The sequence below is a fragment of the Luteibacter sp. HAY1-4A genome, from assembly GCF_056755355.1.
In genome coordinates, this window is record NZ_JBNDHZ010000028.1 from 26,523 (window position 1) to 45,824 (window position 19,302).

The following is a 19,302-nucleotide window of genomic DNA, read 5'->3' on the forward strand; positions in this document are numbered from 1 at the left end:
GTCTAAGACTAACTTGCCCCCATCGACATCACGTTTGCGGCACCATCAGGACCCAGATGGTCGGGGATGCCGTCGTGAATCACATGCATGCGACTGTGCAGATGAGCCGGGTAGCGTGACTTCTGCCAACGGGTAGGTGCAATGAACGTGTCGGCCGAAACCAGCGAGGCCAGCTGGGGCATATTGTCTGTACGTACCCTCAGCGGATCTATCGGTTCATTCTGAAATTCGGTGTCAAAACCGAGGTCCTGATCCGTCGGGTTAAAATAAAACTCGGCGTAATTTACGATACGGCTGGCCGGGAAAATATCTCGCGCGTGGAGCATTTCACCCCAGCCCGGGTGACCGTATATCAAGTCTGGTACATATCCATCCTTCCGCAAGGCGTCGAAGCAGAGTGCTGCGGCTCTCCCTCTCCGCATGGCACCAAAGGTTGAGCGCAACTCAATCGGCAAAGCTCGATCGTCGACTTGCTCGATGTCGTAACCGTTCACGAGGATATTTTTCGGTAGCCTCCCAGCATTCGCGACCAGACGCCGGCCTTCTCCGACGACCGCGACCGAATAGCGCGCATCCTCACAGAGCTCCCGAATCAAATGGATAAATTGACCGGGAGCATTTTGATGGACAAACAGAACCTTTCTTCGCATCGATCTGGCTCGCGGCATCAACCATGCACCGGTGCCAGAAATTGCATATGTGCCTGGTCCGAAATCCAGTGCCCCGGCACAGACGCGGAGGCACCGGCAGAATCGGCGGCCATGACATGGATAAGTGCATTGGCCTGTGCAGCGGCATTCCTGACATCGTCGGCCGACAGGACCGAACCATCAGCAAACGCCAACTTTGCGACACCCCGGTGCTGATCAGCGTACATTCCATCGATAGTGAAGAGGTCTCCGTGGCCGTCGTCCATGAAGATATCGGTTCCGTCGGTGGTGAACGATAGATCGCTCGCCGCAAGTCCGCGATCAATCTCCAGGACCGGTATCTCGCCGGCACTGTAGACGTTATCTAGCTCCTTGTCTCTGTTACCGATGGTGTGCACGAACGTGTCGTTTCCACCCCCGCCTACCACCTTGGTCGACGTGAATTCACAGTTGATGACGTTGGCGTCAGAATCACCGGTCTCCACTCCGTCAATGGCACCACTCGAGATCCATAGCGACTTCCAGATCTGGCCTACGGTCAGCGTAGTTCCATCGGCAACTTTTACTAGGTTTAGCGCGGAACTCCCGTTTATGTCGAGCGTATCGATCTTGATTTGCTCACCAGCTACGCCGGTTCCGAGATAGATATTGGAGCCATCGGTCGACGGATGCAGATCGGAAACTCGAATGCCCTCACCAAGCTCCAGTAGAGTAGTTTTCGAAACCGTGGCATTGTGAATCCAGGTGTTCCCGTATCCTTGGTTAATGACGACAGTGTCATCGCCACCTAAGCCATATACATAGTCATTGCCACCCTTTCCGTCCATGTAATCGTTGCCGGCGGTACCGATGAGGTTGTTGTATCCGCTGCTCCCAGTTACGAGATGAAAGGCCTTAGCCGCCAGATCCTGCGCGGCCCAAACCGTACCGTCGGCAAATACAAGGTCGATGAAGGAATTGCCGCCACCCGGCATGATGATCTTGTCCCCCACTACGCCGTCCGTAATGACGAAGCTGGAGTCCGAAGTTGCCAATCGTATGTTCGATGTCGTAATCCCTGCACCTAGTTTGAGAATCGCATGAGGCCCATTCTCATCGATTTCCAGGTTTCCATAACCTTGGTTATAGACGATGGTATCTGCACCTCCGTGCCCCACGATTCGGTCACTCCCGCCTTTGCCATCGAGCAGGTCAGCTCCCCAAGTCCCAAAAATAATGTCGTCCCCCGTCGTACCAGCCAACGCGATCTGGATCAGCTCATCGGACGTCCAAGTCGTGCCGTCTGCAAGCGTCACCTTGCCCACACCCGCAGTGGAACTTAGAAGTGCGTCGACCATTCTAATTTGGTCACCTGCCTCGCCATCCGTGATAACCAGGTCGCGATCGTCAGTCCTGACTCGTAACGACGATCTGGAAATTCCTGTTCCAAGGGACAAGACAGGCGTGGTGGATCCATGACTCGCACTTAGAGAAAGCTGACCGTACCCTTGACTGAAGACGATCGTGTCGGAGGCTCCGAAACTGCTTATGGTGTCATTACCGCCCTTCCCGTCGAGCACTCGGGCACTATTGAGGCCATAGATGCGGTCGTCCCCGGTGGTACCGACGGTCTCCATTTCGAGCAGATCGTTTCGAGTGAGGACGCTGCCATCGCGCAGCCCTACCGAGGAAACTCCCCGACTTGACGACTGCCACATGCCCGTAAGAATTACGACGTCATCAGCTCTGCCGTCAGTGATCCAAAGATCGCCGCCATTCACGGACACGTGAAGATCCGACCGAACGATGCCCTCCCCGAGTTTCAACGTCCCCGTGCCGGACTCATCGATGTAGAGCGATCCGTACCCTGGATTGAATAGGAACGTGTCATTGCCACCCAAACCCGTAAGTGTGTCGTTTCCGCCCTTTCCGTCGAAGAGTTCGGCTCCCGTCGTTCCCTTGATGGTGTCGTTTCCTGTCGTACCCACCGTAGCCATTTGGACGAGCTGCGCACGCGTAAGCGTCGTTCCGTCGGCAAGGCTAACAGTAGACACACCTTTGAGTGATCCTGAACTTGGCGACATGCTTCTAACGATCACGACGTCGCCAGCAGTCCCATCCATAATCTGAAGATCCGACGAATTGAGGTACCTGACGACGAGATCGGACGCCGCTATACCCTCGCCAAAATTCAAGACAGGCGATTGACCGGTCGAAAATGTGTTCGAAATATCGAGCTCACCATATCCGACCTTGAAGACAAACGTATCGTTCCCGCCCCCTCCGACGACGGAGTCGCCGCCTCCCTTACCGTCCAAGAGGTTTGCTCCGGACGTACCGCGAATTGAGTCCTCTCCTGTGGTTCCTTGCATTTCCAACGCTATGATCTGATCACGCGTCAGGGTGGTGCCGTCGTCGAGCCTGACCAATCCGACACCACTGGCCTGACCCCACATATTCTTCAGGATGACGCTGTCACCTGCACGTCCGTCCGCAACTGTAATGTCTGTCCCATTCGTTGCAACCTTGAGATCGCTCAACGAGATTCCCGAGCCTAGTTGAAGCACGGAATTTTGCGCGGAACTTTTGTAGATCGACAAGCTTCCGTAACCTAGGCCATATACGAATGTGTCATTACCGCCTGTGGCATTTATGACGTCGCCGCCACCTTTGCCATCGATCAGGTCGTCGCCGGATGTGTCCTTAATATTCTCGCTACCGGATGTTCCGATCATCTGGAGGCGGAACAAGTCGTTTCGAGTAAGCTCTGTGCCGTCGGCGAGTCGAACGATCGAAACACCACTGGTGCTCGAAGACCCCATACCGGTCAGAGTGATGACTTCCCCTGCTACCCCGTCGGTTATGACTAGGTCGCCGCCGGCAGAGATGGAAGCGTCCAGCGAAGCGAGCGTAATCCCGGCACCAAGCTGAAGAACAGGATTGCTTCCGGAGATGGACTCGCCGATCGTCAATCGTCCGTAGCCGCTTTCATAGAAGAACGTATCGCTGCCCGAACCACCATAAAGTGAATCCCCCCCGCCGTGGCCGTCAATATAGTCAGACCCAGTTGTCCCATTAATTCGCTCCGCTCCAGTCGTCCCATATATCGCAACAGCCTTTTGAAGCATCTGCTCCCTGGTAAATGCGGTTCCGTCTGCGAATTCAAATAATGAGATCTGATGGCGATTCGGTGACGTGGACATAAACCCGAGCAGCGCGAGCGTCGAATCGGTCGCTCCGCCAAAGGAGATGACGATGTCGTCGCTTCCGGCCGAGTGGTGCACTACAAGGTCTGATGCAGAGATACTTGTTCCGAAACGCAAGATGTCGCCGCCCGCTCCGCTGGTGCTACCAACGATGGTCTCGGAACCGGAGTCTGCTTCAAAGATAAACGTCTCTGCACCTGAGCCTCCGACAACATATGTCGTTCCGGTACCAGCTACGATCGTGTCGGCGCCGTTGCCACCCTCGATCGTGCCATCGCCCATTCCACCTACGAGAGTATTGTTTCCAGACGACCCGACGATATAGGTGGTACCGGTGCCGGCAACGATACTATCGTTGCCTGACGTACCGACAAGCGTGTCATTACCGCCGTTACTGGCTTTCATCAACGCAAGGCTGATTTCGGCTGCGCCCCATATCGTCCCATCCTGGAAGGTCAACGCCGTGCCTGCCGCGGAGCCAAAGTAGCCCCTGATGGACAATTTCGTGTCACTGTACTGATCGGTCAGGATAAGGTCGTCGTTTACGCGCCTCACCACCAGGGCGTCGATATCCAGGCCACCGACCAGCTGCACATTGAGGCCGCCGGTAGGAGCCTGGATGGTCGAGGTTCCGGTTGAGGATCCGATGACATAAGTCGTCTGGCCCGAGCCACCGATCAATGTCGTGTTGCCGCCGCCCGCTTCGATGGTGTCGTTTCCAGCGCCACCGAGGATCGTTGTCTCACCGAGTCCTGCATAGACGAAGGTGTTTCCGTCACCGAGTTCGATCAGATCGTTACCTGTACCGGCGTCGATAACTGAATGACCGTTACCCCCGACCACCGTGACGTTTCCGGTACTCGCATCGACGTAGCTATCGCCATTGCCGATGTTGACGACCATGTCTCCGCCGCCGACGTGGATTTCGTTATGGCCACCCGAACCAAAGATGGTGCCGTCCCCACCGCCGCCATAGATGGTATCCGAATATGCAGCGCCGGCATCCATCCACGGGACCCCATTGGCACGTTCGAGCGCCGAGTTTTCGTTAGCGTAGATGACGGTATGCCCGGTGCCGCCGTAGATCGTCTTGTTTCCTGCATTGCCGACGATCGTGTCGTCGCCACTACCTCCATAGATTGTGTCATCGCCCAATCCCCCGAAGATCAGCGTGTTTCCCGACCCCGCAATGATCAGGTTTGCCTTGGGCTGCTGCTCAGAGCCGCCAGGAAGTTCGGAGCCGCCGATGCCTGTCAGCCAGGTATCGGAAATCACTCCGTAAGCGTCGTAGAGATTGATAATCGCCGCGTCGCCAAGGCCTTCAGCATAATTGCTAAGACCTGCGTAGATGGTGTCATTACCTGAACCACCGATGATGGTATCGGCCCCCGCCCCACCCTCGATAAGAGTGTCACCTGAGCCGGCCTTGATCAGGGCATCGCCGCCACCTGCGGTGATCCAATCGAACCCAGACTTTCCGGTCATGCTGTAGCTGCCAGGCGTCGTCGCACCAAGCGGCCCACTTCCTGCCTCAAATTCTACGGTGATGGAAGATACGGTTGTTTCGCCGCCTATGAGCGTATCGTCGCCTTGGCCTCCGATAATAGTCTGGGCGCCTGAACCAGCCTGGATGTAGACCGGGGACAAATCCTCATTGCCGCCTGGTCCGAGCGCCCGGCTATCTGCGACTAATAACTCCTTGCCGATGCCGCCATAGATTGATGCGGCGCGACCCAGTCCATTAACAGCCCACACTCCATTAAAAGCTACAGCGGGACCGATCAGCACACTGGCGCCGACGCTATTGTCGAATTCCGTTGCGGCTAGGATGCCGGGCGTAAAGGAATTGCTTGCATTGACCTGGAGCCCAGTGCTCGGTCCACTTGTAGCCGGGGCCTCCCCTAAGACCACGCCGTCGACGCCGCTGTCGCCCACATTTTCCAATGTGATAACCGTGGTGGTGCCACCGCCAGAGGTGGTTCCGGCAAAAAGAGATTTCACTTCACTCTTCGACAGATCATCCGCGGCTGCCGGTGATACAAAGAAGTTCAGAACTGATGAAAGTATGCTGCTTTCTCCAACACCGGACGCCGCCTGCATTGCGGGTGCCAACGTTGGCTTTGACTGATAAATTAGCCGGATCGATTTCTCTAAGGCCCCGGTTGCGGGGTTATAGACAAGCGATTCGCTTATCATCGCGTGCTTGCTGAAGTCGTACCAAACGCCATCACTAATCCACATGGCAGTGATGGCAAGTGCGGTCTGGCCGAGCGAGCCAGCGCTGACGGAATCCACTATGTTGATCGACGCCGGCGAAGTGGAGCCAAGGCGAATGGTGACATCCGAACCTGCACCCACATAATACGAAACGTGTCCGGCACTGTGCGTGGCGTCTACCGTATCCCGACCGACGCCAACCGTCGTCCCGGAGACACCGAGAACAACGGTGTCGTCGCCGCCTCCCAGAGTGATCTGCGCACTCCCTGTCCCCGCCACGATGTAGTCATTGCCTGAACCACTCTTGATTACATCATTTCCGGAACCGCCAATTAGAACGTTATCACCGCTCCCGGAGCCGTCGAGGGTGACATTGCCCCCTTGTGCAACCAACAGGGAGTCATAGTACTTTGCGTTACCGTGCAGTACGTTCTTGTAATCGTGCCCGCTCGCGTCAACAAGAAAATATCCATCGCGATGTGACGCCGTCAGCGTCATGCCGCCCCCGAGCCCTGCAATTTGCACATCCAAGGGAGAGAAGTCGGACAGAGAAAAAGCTGATTCGCCAAGGAATGGATTAAGACTTCGATCCAGCACGTAATGCTGAACTAACGCATTCGCGGCGGGGCGAAGGGAGTCCTCAAGAGACTCTACCGGTACCCCCTCGATCGGCGTTCCCGCCAACGATGGATCATCCATTTTGGCGTCGCCAACCGCCACCCGCGAGGAATAGATACTTTCATATTCGAAAGCCCAGTCTCGATGCGAGTGAGTCGCCTGCTGTGCGTCGGTCAGGGTTTCTGAGAAGCTCGCGAAGATATTCATGGCCTCAGCGAGATCGGGACCGCCGGCGCTGACCGGGTCATAAAGACCGAAGATCGCGCTCTCCATGTCACGCCGACTGGCCACACCATTTGGCCCGCTAGCCGGATCGCTAGTCAGCGCTCCCTTATTGGTGCCATATCTGATCTCAAACCATGCGTCAGCGCGCCCATCATTGCCTCGCTTGAGGGCATTGGTAATGCTCGAAGCCAAAGTTCCGGGTGCATTAAAATATAACGAGAGCAGTGCAACACCTTCTCTGGAAGAGAGAATGGAAGTATCGAGGTGGTTTCTCGCAAGATATGTCGCGAATTTGGCATAGATGCTTGGCTTCCCGTCGGGTGACAGATAGGTTGTCGGATCGCCATCGGGAAGCGGAGACGCGCCAATTGTGATATCGCTATACAGGGAGGAAATTTCGCCGGCATTAAGCGACCGAAGGGTTTCGCCACCGTTTGCGGCAGTGAGGGCTGCTGTCAACTGTTCAGTCGACGCGTACGTTTTGGTCAGAGCAGCTTGGACGTCATCCTGATGTGCTTCGCTGATAGATAGCATATCCATATACTCTGCCCCGAAACCGCGGACGGACAGATTGATGCCGATGCCTACGGTTGGTATTCCCTTGCTATCCACGTACGGAGTGGAAACCGCACCCTCTACGCCGTCCAAGCTAAGAAATTTTTCGAGCACATCGCGCAGTGATCCCGACGTAATTTCTACAAGATCCATGTTCACCGCTCCAGGTCGTGGTTAGCGAGTTATCACGATTTCGCATACGAAGTACGACATGACCTGTTCGTGGAACTCTCCGTTAGGGGTAGACGACTCGGGCATATGTCTTAGCTGCTTGGCATGCACAACTAGCTCATCGCCGTCGCCGACGTTTATCCAAAATGGATTCACATCCAATAGGACCCAGGTCTTTTGCCGCCAAAGTGCAAGCTGCCCCGAATAAGGCATTGACCGAATGGGTACAGGATGCGTGCGTTCGGCGTCTTTATATAAAGTAGTAAACGGATATAGCAGTTGGCCGACATCTTGACCATTCCTAAAATTCACGCACTTACCCACGTCGGCCTTTTCCACGGTAAAAGCCGACTTTTCGTCGAGGCGAATGGACGTGGTCGAGAACCTAAGATTGCCTTTCTTTGCTGCATTACGCGCGAAGCTTTCTCGCAGGTCCCGTCGGAGCAAGGCCCTCTCCTTATCTCGCTCAAGATAGTTTCCCGCATACATCCGTTGCTGTTCGGCGCCTGCGTCAGCCACTTGGAGTGACACCCAGGTCGGAAATGAAAAGCCAAAGTTGCCCGACTTGGCAAAGGACGCAAACCGGAACTCACATAGTTCGTCAGGTCGAAGCTTCGCCAGATTGGCAGCCTTCACGACGTTTGCAAAGTCCGCACAAAGCGACGAATTCTCGTCCAAAGCCAAACGTTCCGATGCCGCTGCCGCTGAGATCACGAACAAGCAAGTCGCCGTGGCAGCCCAAAGCGGCCTCGCCATGTGAGTCATGCTGCGGCATGCCCTAGACCAAGATCCGCCAGGGTGGGGTCCCATGCCTTCCAACTCCAGACTGATGCGCCCAGAAACGGCCCTCTTCGGTGAACGGATGCCCATGCCCTTCCTCAAGTGACTGGTGCGGGCATAGAAGCCCGTATGGACTTACTTCTGTGAAATGCGGTGTGCTACGTAGGTTGGATATGTTTGCCGCTATGAGCGGCACCCCTCGTTTGACGATACGCCCCGCCACCCGTAGGGCGCAACCTGACATCTCTGTAGGATTTCCCTTACACGATCGCGCATTTCTTATGCCATTCAACTAATTGCAACCATGGCAGCACGTTCGGACTGGTTGTACGACGGCACAGTGGCGGGCTCCCTCGATCGCAGCTGCCTCGTCTCGCATGGCAGCGACCGCCATGGCGACGCGGCCGATCTCTACCGCGTGCCTACCTGTGGCGCGGGGGACGTGTTCAAGGGCACGCTCGCGGCGCGACTGGTGGATGCGGCCTGCTTCCGCGATGCGTTGCTGGCCGCCTGTTCGGCGTCTGGCTGACCCGCGCTTTGTGTGGGAGCCGCTTCAGCGGCGATGGAGCTCGCGACAGGCTTGCCCGCTGCCGCGGGATCGCCGCTGAAGCGGCTCCCACAATTCCTCGCATGCCGGCGCTCAGGGCTCGAGCTTGATCTGGTATACGGCATCCCAGCGCTTGCCTGTCACGAACAGCCGGTCGTGCGCCGCGTCGTACGCGATACCGTTGAGCACGTCGTCGGCCGGGTCTTCCACGTGCTGCATGGCGGTCAGGTTACCCAGGTCGATCCATCCGACCACGTGGCCGTTCGACGGATCGATGCGGGCGATGCGCGAGGTCTGCCACACGTTGGCATAGATCTCGCCCTTCACCCATTCCAGTTCGTTGATCTGCTCCAACGGCTTGCCGTCGACGGTCACGTCGATCGAGCCCGTCTGCGCGAAGGTCTGCGGATCGAGGATGCGAATGCGCGGCGTGCCGTCGCTCATGAAGATGTGCGCGACGTTTCGCGTCATCGCCCAGCCTTCGCCGGGATAATGAATCTCGCCCAGCAACGCGAAAGTCGTGCGGTCGTAGACGAAGCCTACGCCCTCGCGCCACGAAAGCTGGAGGATTTTCGATCCGCTGGCGACGATGCCCTCGCCGAAGACCTGGCGGGGCACGTCGCGCCGCTGCACCACCTCGCCCGTTTCCAGGCGCACCTTCCGCAGACCGGCATCCACATAACCGCCGGTACTCTCGAAGAGATAACCATCCTCGTAGTACAGGCCTTCGGTGAAGGCCCGGCGGTCATGCGGATAGGTGTGCACGATGCGCACGGTGGACGTGGGGACGTCCACCGGCGCCGGCATCGCGATCATCATCCGTTCTTCTTCAACCAGGCGTCCACGGCCGGCAGACGCTCATTGCGTACCATCACGCGGTACTTGATGTTGGCCATGCTGGTTTCCGCGTCGCGACGCGAGGTGGCGGCGATGTACTTGTCGGCGAACGCCTTGATCTTGTCGATCATGGCGATGTTCATCGATCCGCTTGCCAGCCTCGGGTAGTAACGCGAGGTGGAGGTCGAATCGACGAAACGGTCGACCTTGTCCTTGTTCGCCACGGCGAAGTCGAAAGCCAGCTCCGGATGCGCGCGCGATGCGGCGGAGATCATCGCCGCGCTGTTCGTCGCGCCCGGCTCGTCGGTGAGGGCGAGTTCGAGCGCACGCTTGGCGAGGGCTTCGTCTTCCGGCGTGGCCAGCAGGGCATACAGGCGGTCCTTCACCAGCGGGGTCTTCTCCGCCTTGGCTTCCGCGTGCAGCTTGTCCCAGGTCGCGGCATCCGCGTGCGCCGCCACCACGGCAAGGATGGACTTGCGCAGCTCCGGCGGCATCGTGTTCGTCTCGTAGCGGTGGCGGGCCTCGGCGATGACTTTCGCGTCGTCCAGGTGCGCCAGCGTGCCGATCAGGTGCGCGCGCAGGATGGCCACCGGCGCTTCCTCGCCCGGCTTCGCTTCCCAGCCCACCTGGGCGAACTTCGGTTCGAGGCGGGAGATGGCGTACTTGCGCAGCGCTGCCTGGCGCTTCGCGTCGCCCCGGTAATAGTCGTCCAGCGCGGACATGTCGCCGGCCACGTCTTCCCACAGCAGCGGCGAGGCATCCAGCGGCACGACCTTGATCAGGTCGAGCACATCCGACGATGGCTGCAGGCCTGCCATGCCGAGCGCCCACACGTCGGCGGTGAGACCGAGCTGGTCGATCGGATCGAGCTTCGCGAACGCACCCTGCAGCGCCTTGACCTGGGCCGGGGCGTAGAGCGTGCGGTAGTAACCGGTCTGGCCCGCGTTCACCAGCACCGGCGCGCAGCCGTCGACGGTGAGCGTGCCCGAGCCGTCGAGCAGCGTGGACGACGGCTTGCCGCCCAGGGTCTTCGCAAGCACCGGCACGTGCCAAGCCAGTGCCTTCTTGTCCGGACGGTCGCGGGTGAACTCGCCCTGCGAGAGCTTCAGTGTGGTCGAACCGTTGGCGCACGACACCGATTCCACGCGCACGAGCGGAATGCCCGGCTGCAGCGTGAAGTCGTGGGCAACCGTGCTCACCGGCTTGCCGGCGGCCGCGTCGATCTCCTTCCACAGATCGTCGGACACCGTGTTCGAGTATTTGTGCGCCTTGATGTACGCCTGCACGCCCTTCTGCCAGGTGTCGGCACCGACGTAGGCCTCGAGCATGCGGATCACCGACTCACCCTTGGAGTACGTGATCGAGTCGAAAGCCTGGCTGGCCTGCTCCACCGTTTCCACATGCTGCACCACCGGATGCGTGGTGGCGACGGCGTCGCGCGACATCGCGCTTTCGCGGATCAGCACGGCTTCCAGGTTGGTATGCCATTCCGGATGCAGGCGCTCGGTGGTACGCGAGGCAAGCCAGGAAGCGAAGCCCTCGTTGAGCCACAGATCGTCCCACCAGCGCATGGTCACCAGGTCGCCGAACCACTGGTGCGCCATTTCGTGCGCGGCGGTGTTGAAGACTTCCTGCTTGTCGGACTGCGTGGAGATCGACGGATCGAGCAGCAGGGCGTATTCGAAGGTGTAGATCGCGCCCCAGTTCTCCATGGCGGAGAAGAACTGGCTCTGGCCCGGGGACGCGATGTTGTCGAGCTTCGGCAGCGGATACGGCACGCCGAAGTACGCGTTGTACTCCTGCAGCACGGCCTTGCCGGAGTCGAGGGTGAACTGCGCCTGCGAGGTGAGGCCCTTCTGCGTGATCACGCCGATTTCCACGCCGTCGCTCTTCGTCGTGGCGCGGTCGAACTCGCCCAGGCCGAAGAACAGGAGGTAGGTGGACATCTTCGGCGAAGGCTGGAAGGTCACCTCGGTGAGACCGTTGCCGAGGTCCTTCTTCGAGGCGGCCGGCATGTTGCTCACGGCCATCTCGTTGCTGGGCACCGTGGCCTTCAGGGTGAACGTGGCCTTGTAGGCCGGCTCGTCCCAGGAAGGAATGAAGCGGCGGGCGTCGGAGTTCTCGAACTGCGTGTACAGGGCGCGCTTCTTGCCGTCGGCCTTCGTGTCGTAGTCGATGGCGAAGAGGCCGTTCGCCTGCGTGCCGATCTTGCCGGTGTACTTCATCGACAGCGTGTACGAGCCCGCGGGAATCGCGTGGTCGAACGTGAAGGTGGTGGTCTGCGCCTTCGCGTCGACGTCGACCTTCGGTGCCGCGAACTTCGCCTTGCCCTTCGCCGGAGCGAGGGACACATCGGCGAAGGTCATGTCGATGGCATTGAGGGTGATGGACGCGGTAGGTTCGAGCACGTCCACGGCGATCGACACCTTGCCGTCGAAGGCGAGCTTGTCAGCGTGGGGCACCACGGACACGTCGTAGTGCGTCGGACGCACAGTGCGCGGCAACTGGGTGGTGGCGAGCTGGCTGGTGTCGGCGGCAGGTGCGGCGACGGTGACTGCGGAGAGGCCGGCTAGCGCGAAGGCGATCGCACTGACGAGAGGTGTACGCATTGGAAGACCCTTGGGTTCGCACCCCGCCGGACATCCGGCGGCGGTCGATCCGCCGATGGTCGCGGTCGCCGCCGCGCAACGGAAGCGCCGGAAGTCACGCCCGCAAGAATTCGCGGCATCACTGTGGGGCCGGCTTTGCATCTCTGTGGGGCCGGCTTTGCATCTCTGTGGGAGCCGGCTTTGCCGGCGATCCCGCGGCAGCGGGCAAGCGTGCCGCGAGCACCCATCGCCGCTGAAGCGGCTCCCACAAAGTCGTTCTACCAGACTCGCCACCAGCGGCGCTTCTCCAGCTTGCGCAGTGCCTTCAGGTGACCGCGTGCCGACGCCTTGCGGAACCATGCGCGGGCGATGGAGGCATTGCGCGGCACGCCCTCGCCGCGCTCGTGGAACAGGCCCAGCTCGAACTGCGCATCGGCATGGCCGGCGCTCGCCGCATGCCGCAGGAGGCGCACTACCTCGGACACGTTGCGCGGCTGGCCGCGGCCCTCGTCCAGCATCCGGGCCAGGGCGTACTGGGCCGACGGGTGGGCGCGCTCCGCAGCCAGCGCCAGCCAGCGCACGGCCTCGCGGTCGTTGCGGGCCAGGCCATCGCCGGAGGCGAGGCGCTGGCCCAGGAGGAACTGCCCGGCTGCGTCCTGCGGCCCAAGACGGCTCGGCTTGTCCTGTGGGGTGTCGCTGCCATCGGCCGGCGCGGAAAGCTCGGCCAGGTGCCGGCGCGCCTCGCTGTCCCCTTGCTCGGCCGCCAGGCCGAACCAGTACCGAGCCTGCTCCCGGTCTTCCGGCAGCGCGCTGGCTTCGAGGTGCAGCTTGCCCAAGGCGAACTGCGCCGTGCCATTGCCGAGTTCCGCCGCGCGGCGGTAATGGTGCTCTCCCGCCACGGTGTCGCGCGGCACACCGATGCCGTCGCAATACATGTGGGCAAGGCTGCACAGCGCATCGGCGTAACCGGGCGCGTCGGGTTGCCCACGTTCGACGGCGCGGCTGTAGTAGGTAAAGGCGAGTTCCGCATCGCGCGGCACGCCGCGTCCGAAGTAATGCGACACGCCAAGGTTCACGCAGGCCTGCACATGCCCCTGGTCGGCGGCCAACGTCCACCAGCGCAGGGCTTCCTTCCTGTCCGCGGCCATGCCCTGGCCTCGTGCGTGCAGGGTGCCCAGCGCGCACTGCGCCTCGGCCGACCCCGCCTCGGCGGCACGGCGATACCATCCGGCGGCTTCGAACGGGTCGCGTGGTACGCCCAACCCTTCCGCGTGGTGCGCGGCGAGGCGGCACTGGCTCTCGAGGTGGCCCTGCTCCGCCGCACGACGGAACCACTGCGCGGCGCGCACACGATCCTGCGCCACATGCTCTCCCTCGGCGTACATGTGCGCTACCTGGAACTGTGCGCGCACGTCCCCTAGCTGGGCCGCCTTCTCCAGGCGGCCGAATTTCTGCAAGGCGTCCATCTCGGCGACGAAACGATGATCGCCGAGCGCGCCCGATCTCACCTGCGACATCCCATTCCCCTGCGAAGGCCTGCCGTTCGTGGGGCCGGATCATAGGGGTAAGCGGGCGCGGAAGATATCGGCTTTTTGGACAGGTACCCCCGCCGCGGCGGCGGTCCCCGAAGCCCCAACGTCGTGCGATCTTCAACGAAACACGGAAACTGATCCCGCCGGCGGGCGGTTTCGCGCCCCGGACGAACGGAGGACGATGCCTGCATTGCCATCGGAGACCCATCCAATGAAAGCCATCGTCTACACCCAGAACGGCCTGCCCATCGACAGCCCCGAGTCGCTCGTCGACATGGACCTGCCCAAGCCGGAACCGGGCGGCCGCGACCTGCTCGTCGCCGTGAAGGCGGTGTCGGTCAATCCCGTGGACACCAAGGTGCGGAACGGCATGCCCACCACCGAGCCTCGCGTGCTCGGCTTCGACGCCGTCGGCACGGTCGCGGCGGTCGGCCGCGAGGTCACGCTCTTCAAGGAGGGCGACGAGGTGTACTACGCCGGCTCCCTGACCCGCGCGGGCAGCAACGCGCAGTTCCAGCTGGTGGACGAGCGCATCGTGGGCCACAAGCCGCGCACGCTCGACGATGCCCACGCCGCTGCGCTCCCACTCACGACGCTGACGGCGTGGGAGATGCTGTTCGACCGCCTGAAGATCGCCGAGGGCGGCAACGAGGGCGAGACGCTGCTCGTGATCGGTGCCGGCGGTGGCGTGGGTTCCATCCTGGTGCAGCTGGCCCGCAAGCTGACGAAGCTGGTCGTCGTGGGTACGGCCTCGCGCAAGGAAACGGCCGAGTGGATCGGCGAACTGGGTGCGCACCACGTCATCGACCACGGCAAGCCGCTGGGCCCGCAACTCGAAGCACTCGGCATCGGGCAGGTCGACCACGCCATCGGGCTCACGCATAGCGACGATTACTTCGACCAGATCGTGGAGATCGTGAAGCCGCAGGGGCAGTTCGGCCTCATCGACGACCCGAAGTCGCTCGATGTGACGAAGCTGAAGCGCAAGTCGATCTCCCTGCACTGGGAGTCGATGTTCACGCGCTCTACCTACCAGACGCCGGACATGATCAGGCAGCACGAGATCCTCGACCGCGTGGCCAGCCTCGTCGACGAGGGCACGATCCGCACGACGCTGGGCGAGCATTTCGGTGCCATCACGGCCACGAACCTGCGCCGCGCGCACCAACTCGTCGAGAGCCACAAGGCGAAGGGTAAGATCGTGCTCGAAGGGTTCTGAGGGCGGCCCTCAGTCCAACATGGCCCGCACCCGCCCCAGCAGCACGTCGATCTCGAACGGCTTGGCGATCATGTCCGTGCCCCGGCTGAGGAAACGCGACCGTTCCATCGCGTTCTCCGCATAGCCGGTCATGAAGAGTATGGGGAGCGTGGGGCGCCATGCGCGCGCGGCGTCGGCCAGTTCGCGGCCATCCATGCCGGGCATGCCGATGTCGGTCAGCAGGAGGTCCACCGACTCGTCGCCACGCAGGATGCGCAGCGCCTGTTGCGTGTCGCCGGTGGCTATGCAGACGTACCCGGCCTCGGTAAGCACCTCGGCGGCCAGTTGGCGCAAGGCGTCGGTGTCCTCCACCAGCAGGATACGTTCCCCCTGGCCGCCGGCTATCGGACCTTGCGACAGCAGGCCGGTCTCGACCTCGCGTTCGCTGGCCGGCAGCAGGATGGACACATCGGTGCCCCGCCCCACCGTACTGCGAATGCGCGCTTCGCCGCCCGACTGCTTGGCAAAGCCGTAGATCATGGAAAGCCCCAGCCCGGTCCCCTGCCCCAGCGGTTTCGTGGTGAAGAACGGCTCGAATACTTTCTCGAGGAGCGGCCCGTCGATGCCCGAGCCGTTATCGGACACGGTCAGCTTCACGTAATCGCCGTCGGCCAGGGCCGGGTCGCGTTCGACGTGCAGCCGCCGCGTCCTCAAGCGGATGATGCCGCCGTCCGGCATGGCATCGCGCGCGTTGATCACGAGGTTGATCACCGCGTTTTCCAGTTGGTTCGCATCGACGTCCGCCACGACCGGCGTCTCTGCCAGGTCGAGTTCCAGCACGATGCGCTCGCCGAGCGTGCGGCGCAGCATGTCGTCGAGGGAACGCACACTCTGGTTCACGTCCGTGGCCTTCGCATCAAGGGGCTGCTGGCGCGCGAAGGCGAGCAGGCGATGGGTCAGCGACGCGGCGCGGCGGGCGGAACCGAGAGCGGCATCTGCGAAGCGCTGCAGCTTGGCCGTATGCCCGGTCTCGAGCTGGCGATTGATGAGGTCGATGCCGGTGATGATGCTGGTGAGCAGGTTGTTGAAGTCGTGCGCGATGCCGCCGGTGAGCTTGCCCAGGGCGTCCATCTTCTGGGCCTGGAGCAGTTGCGATTCGGTGCGTTCGCGCTCCGCGATCTCGATGGCCAGCTGGCTGTGCGCGCTGTCGATCTTCTGCAGCTGGTCGCGCTCGCGCCGCCGTTGTTCGGTGACGTCTTCCACGAAGACGAGGCCCGCTTCGTCGCGGTACGGCGTGACGCGCCATTCCGTTTCCCGCGTGCCTGCGCGGGCGCGCATGCACAGGACGCCACGCCACCGCTGCTTCGTGGCGAGGTTGCAACGCATCTGCTCGAGTTCCCCCTCCTGACCCGGCTCGAAACATTGCACGAGCGCGCCCTCGCAGCCTGCATCTTCCAGCAGGCGGTCGAACGCCTGGTTGCTGTCCAGTATCCGCAGCTCACCGTCGACCACCGCGATGGGCGCCGCGATGTTCGTGAATATCTCGCGGAAACGGGCTTCCGCCGCGCGCAGTGCGTCTTCCGTATTGCGCACGCGAATAAGCGTGCGCAGTGTCGCGAGCAGCACGTCCGGATCCACGGGATGGATCAGGTACGCGTCGGCACCGTTCTCCAGGCCGGTGATCAGGTCGCCCGTGTCGATGGACGCCGCGGACACATGCACCACCGGCAGCAGCATGGTCTCCGGCGATTCGCGCAGGCGCCGCACGACGTCGAAGCCGCTCATGTCGGGCAGGTTCACGTCGAGGATGAGCGCCGCGAATTCCTTCTGGGCGAGTTCGACAAGGCCGTCGGTTCCCGTGCCCGCTTCCACCGCTTCGTATCCGTGGCGTTCCACCGTGCGCCGCATGGCATAGCGCGTGGCGGCGTTGTCGTCGACGATCAGGAGACGGCTATTCCGTGGCATCGCTCGCCTCCATCGGCAGCTCCAGGGGCAACACCACGTGGAAGACGGATCCCGTGCCCGGCGTGCTGGTGACGCCCACCTCGCCCCCAAGCAAATGGGCGAACTGGCGGCACAACGACAAGCCAAGGCCGGTGCCGCGCAGGCGTTTCTGCAGCGGCGAATCGACCTGGGTGAAGTCCTCGAACAGTGAATCCTGCAACTCGAGCGGGATGCCGATGCCCGTATCGCTCACGGCGAAGCGGACACGCTCACCCTCCTCCAGGTGCGCGGACACGCGAATCTCGCCCCGCGGCGTGAACTTGAGCGCGTTGGAAATGAAGTTGCGCAGTATCTGGGCAAGCTTCTTGTCGTCGGTGTACAGCCGGGGCATGTTCTCCGGCTCTTCGAAGATCAGGTCGGCCTCGGTCGCGTCCATGATCGGGCGGAACATGCCGCGCAATGCCGCGAACAGGTCCATCAACTCGAACCATGCGGGCGAGATGGTGATGCGGCCCGCCTCGACCTTCGCCAGGTCCAGCAGGTCGTCCACCATGTCGCTGAGCTCGCGGGCGGCGCTTGCGACGAAGGCGACCTGCTTGTGCTGTTCCGCGCCGAGCGTGCCGTCCATCTCGTCGGTGAGCAGGCGGGCGATGCTGAGGATCGAGCCCAGCGGCGTGCGGAACTCATGGCTCATGTAGGAAAGGAACCGGCTCTTCAGCTCCGAGGCCTGGCGAAGCTGTTCGGCCTGCTTGTCGAGTTCCGCGTAAAGCGCGAGCACGCCCTGGTTGGTTTCCTCCAGTTCCGCCCGGAGTCCGGCGTTCTCCGCCTGCAACCGTTCCAATTCGTTGTTTTCGCTCATGGATCCGCTCCAAGATGCGCGGCCAGGATAGTGACGTCGTCGCGGCCCCGGTTGAAGTCGCGGTGCAGCAAGGCCGTGACCACCGCTGGGTGACGCGATGCCAGGCCGGGATAGTTCCGCAAGTTCCACCGCGAGATCAGGCCGTCGCTGTACATCACCATCAGTTTGCCCTGTACACCTGGGAAATCGAAAGGCTGCGCGCGACGCGCCTGCACGCCCACGATACCGGGATGGGATGCGAGGCCGCGCGAGTCCTCCAACGTGACCAGGCTTCCCGAGATATTACCGATGCCCGCGTAGCGCAGGCTTCCCGCCGCCGTGTCATACCGGGCGATGGCAACCGCGCCGCCACGCGTGCCGGTCATCGCCGCATGCAGTGAGTTCATGAGGCCGATCGGCTCGTCGAAGGGCTGCTGGACGAACGCCGTCGCGCCCGCCTGCGCCGCTTCATGCGCGGGCAGGCCGTGACCCAGGCCATCGACGACCAGGAAGGCGCGTTGCCCGTCGCGCAACGCCATCGCCCACGCGTCGCCAGAGACCGGCTCGCCCTCCATCCTCTGCTGCGTGGCCCCGAAACGAAGGTCCGCCCGGCTGAAACCCTTGGGGTAGATGCGTGCCATGACAACCGATCCGCGGGCATCGGCATACATGTCCATCACATCCGCCTGGCGCGACACCGCACCGAGGCCCTCGCCCCGCGTGCCACCCGTGGAGAAGCCGTCCGCGAGGCATTCGGCCAGGTTGAAGCCGGGACCGCGATCGACGGCCACCACTTCGACACCCGTCGTTCCGATGCCCGGCACCAACGCCACGTGCACCGCACCCGACGTCGCGTGTTTCAGCACGTTCGTGGCGAGTTCGGTGGCGACCAGCGCGACGCGGCCACTGTCGGTGTCGTCGAAGCCCGCGTCGGCGGCAGCGTGCTGTGCCACCCGGCGCGCCTGCCCGACCTGCGTGGGCTCCTCGACGGCGACGATTCGGCTGGGGGACCCGATGAAGCTCAGGTCCATTTGCAGATGGTGACGCGGGTACCCGCACCGGGGACGCTCTCGAGCGAGAATTCGTCCACCAGTCGCTTGGCACCGGTAAGACCGAGGCCCAGGCCGTTGCCCGAGGTCCAACCGTCGGTCATGGCCAGCTTCACGTCCGGGATGCCGGGGCCTTCGTCGCGGAAGACGAGGCGCAGCCCGCGGCGGAAACCGTCCTCCACGATCTCCCAGTCCATGTGACCGCCGCCACCGTAGATCACGGCGTTGCGGGCAAGCTCGCTCGCGGCCGTGATCAACTTGGTCTGGTCGACCAGACGCAGGCCGCATTCGATGGCCAGACGGCGCGCCGTCTGGCGGGCGAACACCACGTCCTGTTCGATGCGTATGGCTTGCGTGCCGTCCATGAC

General features: G+C 61.9%; 12 protein-coding genes. 2 read left to right on the plus strand and 10 right to left on the minus strand.

The annotated features are described in order from the left end of the window. Window positions 1-8 precede the first annotated feature (8 nt). Genes ACPYOD_RS11195 through ACPYOD_RS11205 form a run of 3 tightly spaced genes read right to left on the minus strand, consistent with a single transcriptional unit; the run spans window position 9 to window position 8,341 of the window. Entirely contained in the window at window positions 9-650 is a 642-nt protein-coding gene (locus tag ACPYOD_RS11195; RefSeq protein ID WP_481301816.1) for a hypothetical protein, read from the minus strand. Between the two features lie 17 nt (window positions 651-667). Beyond that, window positions 668-7,603, minus strand: a complete 6,936-nt coding sequence (locus tag ACPYOD_RS11200; protein WP_481301817.1) for a calcium-binding protein — start codon at window positions 7,601-7,603, stop codon at window positions 668-670. 21 nt (window positions 7,604-7,624) lie between these two features. Further along, on the minus strand, window positions 7,625-8,341 hold the full coding sequence (locus ACPYOD_RS11205; RefSeq protein ID WP_481301818.1) for a hypothetical protein: 717 nt from the start codon (window positions 8,339-8,341) through the stop codon (window positions 7,625-7,627). 364 nt (window positions 8,342-8,705) lie between these two features. Between ACPYOD_RS11205 and ACPYOD_RS11210 the strand changes: the two genes are divergently transcribed. Next, window positions 8,706-8,930, plus strand: coding sequence for a hypothetical protein (locus ACPYOD_RS11210; RefSeq protein WP_481301819.1), 225 nt, complete (start codon window positions 8,706-8,708; stop codon window positions 8,928-8,930). A gap of 111 nt (window positions 8,931-9,041) precedes the next feature. On the opposite strand, the gene ACPYOD_RS11215 is transcribed toward ACPYOD_RS11210, so the two are convergent. The 3 genes from ACPYOD_RS11215 to ACPYOD_RS11225 all read right to left on the minus strand — a co-directional run bounded on the left by ACPYOD_RS11215 (window position 9,042) and on the right by ACPYOD_RS11225 (window position 13,890). Then, window positions 9,042-9,767: a glutaminyl-peptide cyclotransferase gene (locus tag ACPYOD_RS11215; RefSeq protein ID WP_481301820.1), complete on the minus strand. Its 726-nt coding sequence runs from the start codon at window positions 9,765-9,767 to the stop codon at window positions 9,042-9,044. Continuing rightward, window positions 9,764-12,394, minus strand: a complete 2,631-nt coding sequence (locus tag ACPYOD_RS11220) for a M1 family metallopeptidase (RefSeq protein ID WP_481301821.1) — start codon at window positions 12,392-12,394, stop codon at window positions 9,764-9,766. The genes ACPYOD_RS11215 and ACPYOD_RS11220 overlap by 4 nt, the downstream gene beginning before the upstream one ends. Window positions 12,395-12,651: 257 nt before the next feature. Continuing rightward, window positions 12,652-13,890, minus strand: a complete 1,239-nt coding sequence (locus ACPYOD_RS11225; protein WP_481301822.1) for a tetratricopeptide repeat protein — start codon at window positions 13,888-13,890, stop codon at window positions 12,652-12,654. A 226-nt stretch (window positions 13,891-14,116) separates the two neighbouring features. Here ACPYOD_RS11225 and ACPYOD_RS11230 point away from each other — a divergent pair, with 226 nt between their 5' ends. Continuing rightward, a complete protein-coding gene (locus ACPYOD_RS11230; RefSeq protein ID WP_481301823.1) occupies window positions 14,117-15,124 on the plus strand; it encodes a zinc-binding alcohol dehydrogenase family protein in 1,008 nt (335 codons plus the stop codon). Between the two features lie 9 nt (window positions 15,125-15,133). Here the strand turns inward: ACPYOD_RS11230 and ACPYOD_RS11235 are convergent, their stop codons facing one another. Genes ACPYOD_RS11235 through ACPYOD_RS11250 form a run of 4 tightly spaced genes read right to left on the minus strand, consistent with a single transcriptional unit; the run spans window position 15,134 to window position 19,299 of the window. Next, window positions 15,134-17,068 carry a response regulator gene (locus tag ACPYOD_RS11235; protein ID WP_481301824.1) on the minus strand — a complete coding sequence of 645 codons (1,935 nt, stop codon included), beginning with the start codon at window positions 17,066-17,068 and terminating at the stop codon, window positions 15,134-15,136. Further along, window positions 17,055-17,906, minus strand: a complete 852-nt coding sequence (locus ACPYOD_RS11240) for a sensor histidine kinase (protein WP_481301825.1) — start codon at window positions 17,904-17,906, stop codon at window positions 17,055-17,057. Before ACPYOD_RS11240 ends, ACPYOD_RS11235 begins: the two co-directional genes overlap by 14 nt. Next, window positions 17,903-18,916 (minus strand): ATP-binding protein, encoded by a 1,014-nt coding sequence (locus tag ACPYOD_RS11245; protein ID WP_481301826.1) that lies wholly within the window; start codon window positions 18,914-18,916, stop codon window positions 17,903-17,905. Before ACPYOD_RS11245 ends, ACPYOD_RS11240 begins: the two co-directional genes overlap by 4 nt. Beyond that, window positions 18,907-19,299, minus strand: coding sequence for an anti-sigma regulatory factor (locus tag ACPYOD_RS11250; RefSeq protein ID WP_481301827.1), 393 nt, complete (start codon window positions 19,297-19,299; stop codon window positions 18,907-18,909). The genes ACPYOD_RS11245 and ACPYOD_RS11250 overlap by 10 nt, the downstream gene beginning before the upstream one ends. Window positions 19,300-19,302: the final 3 nt, after the last annotated feature.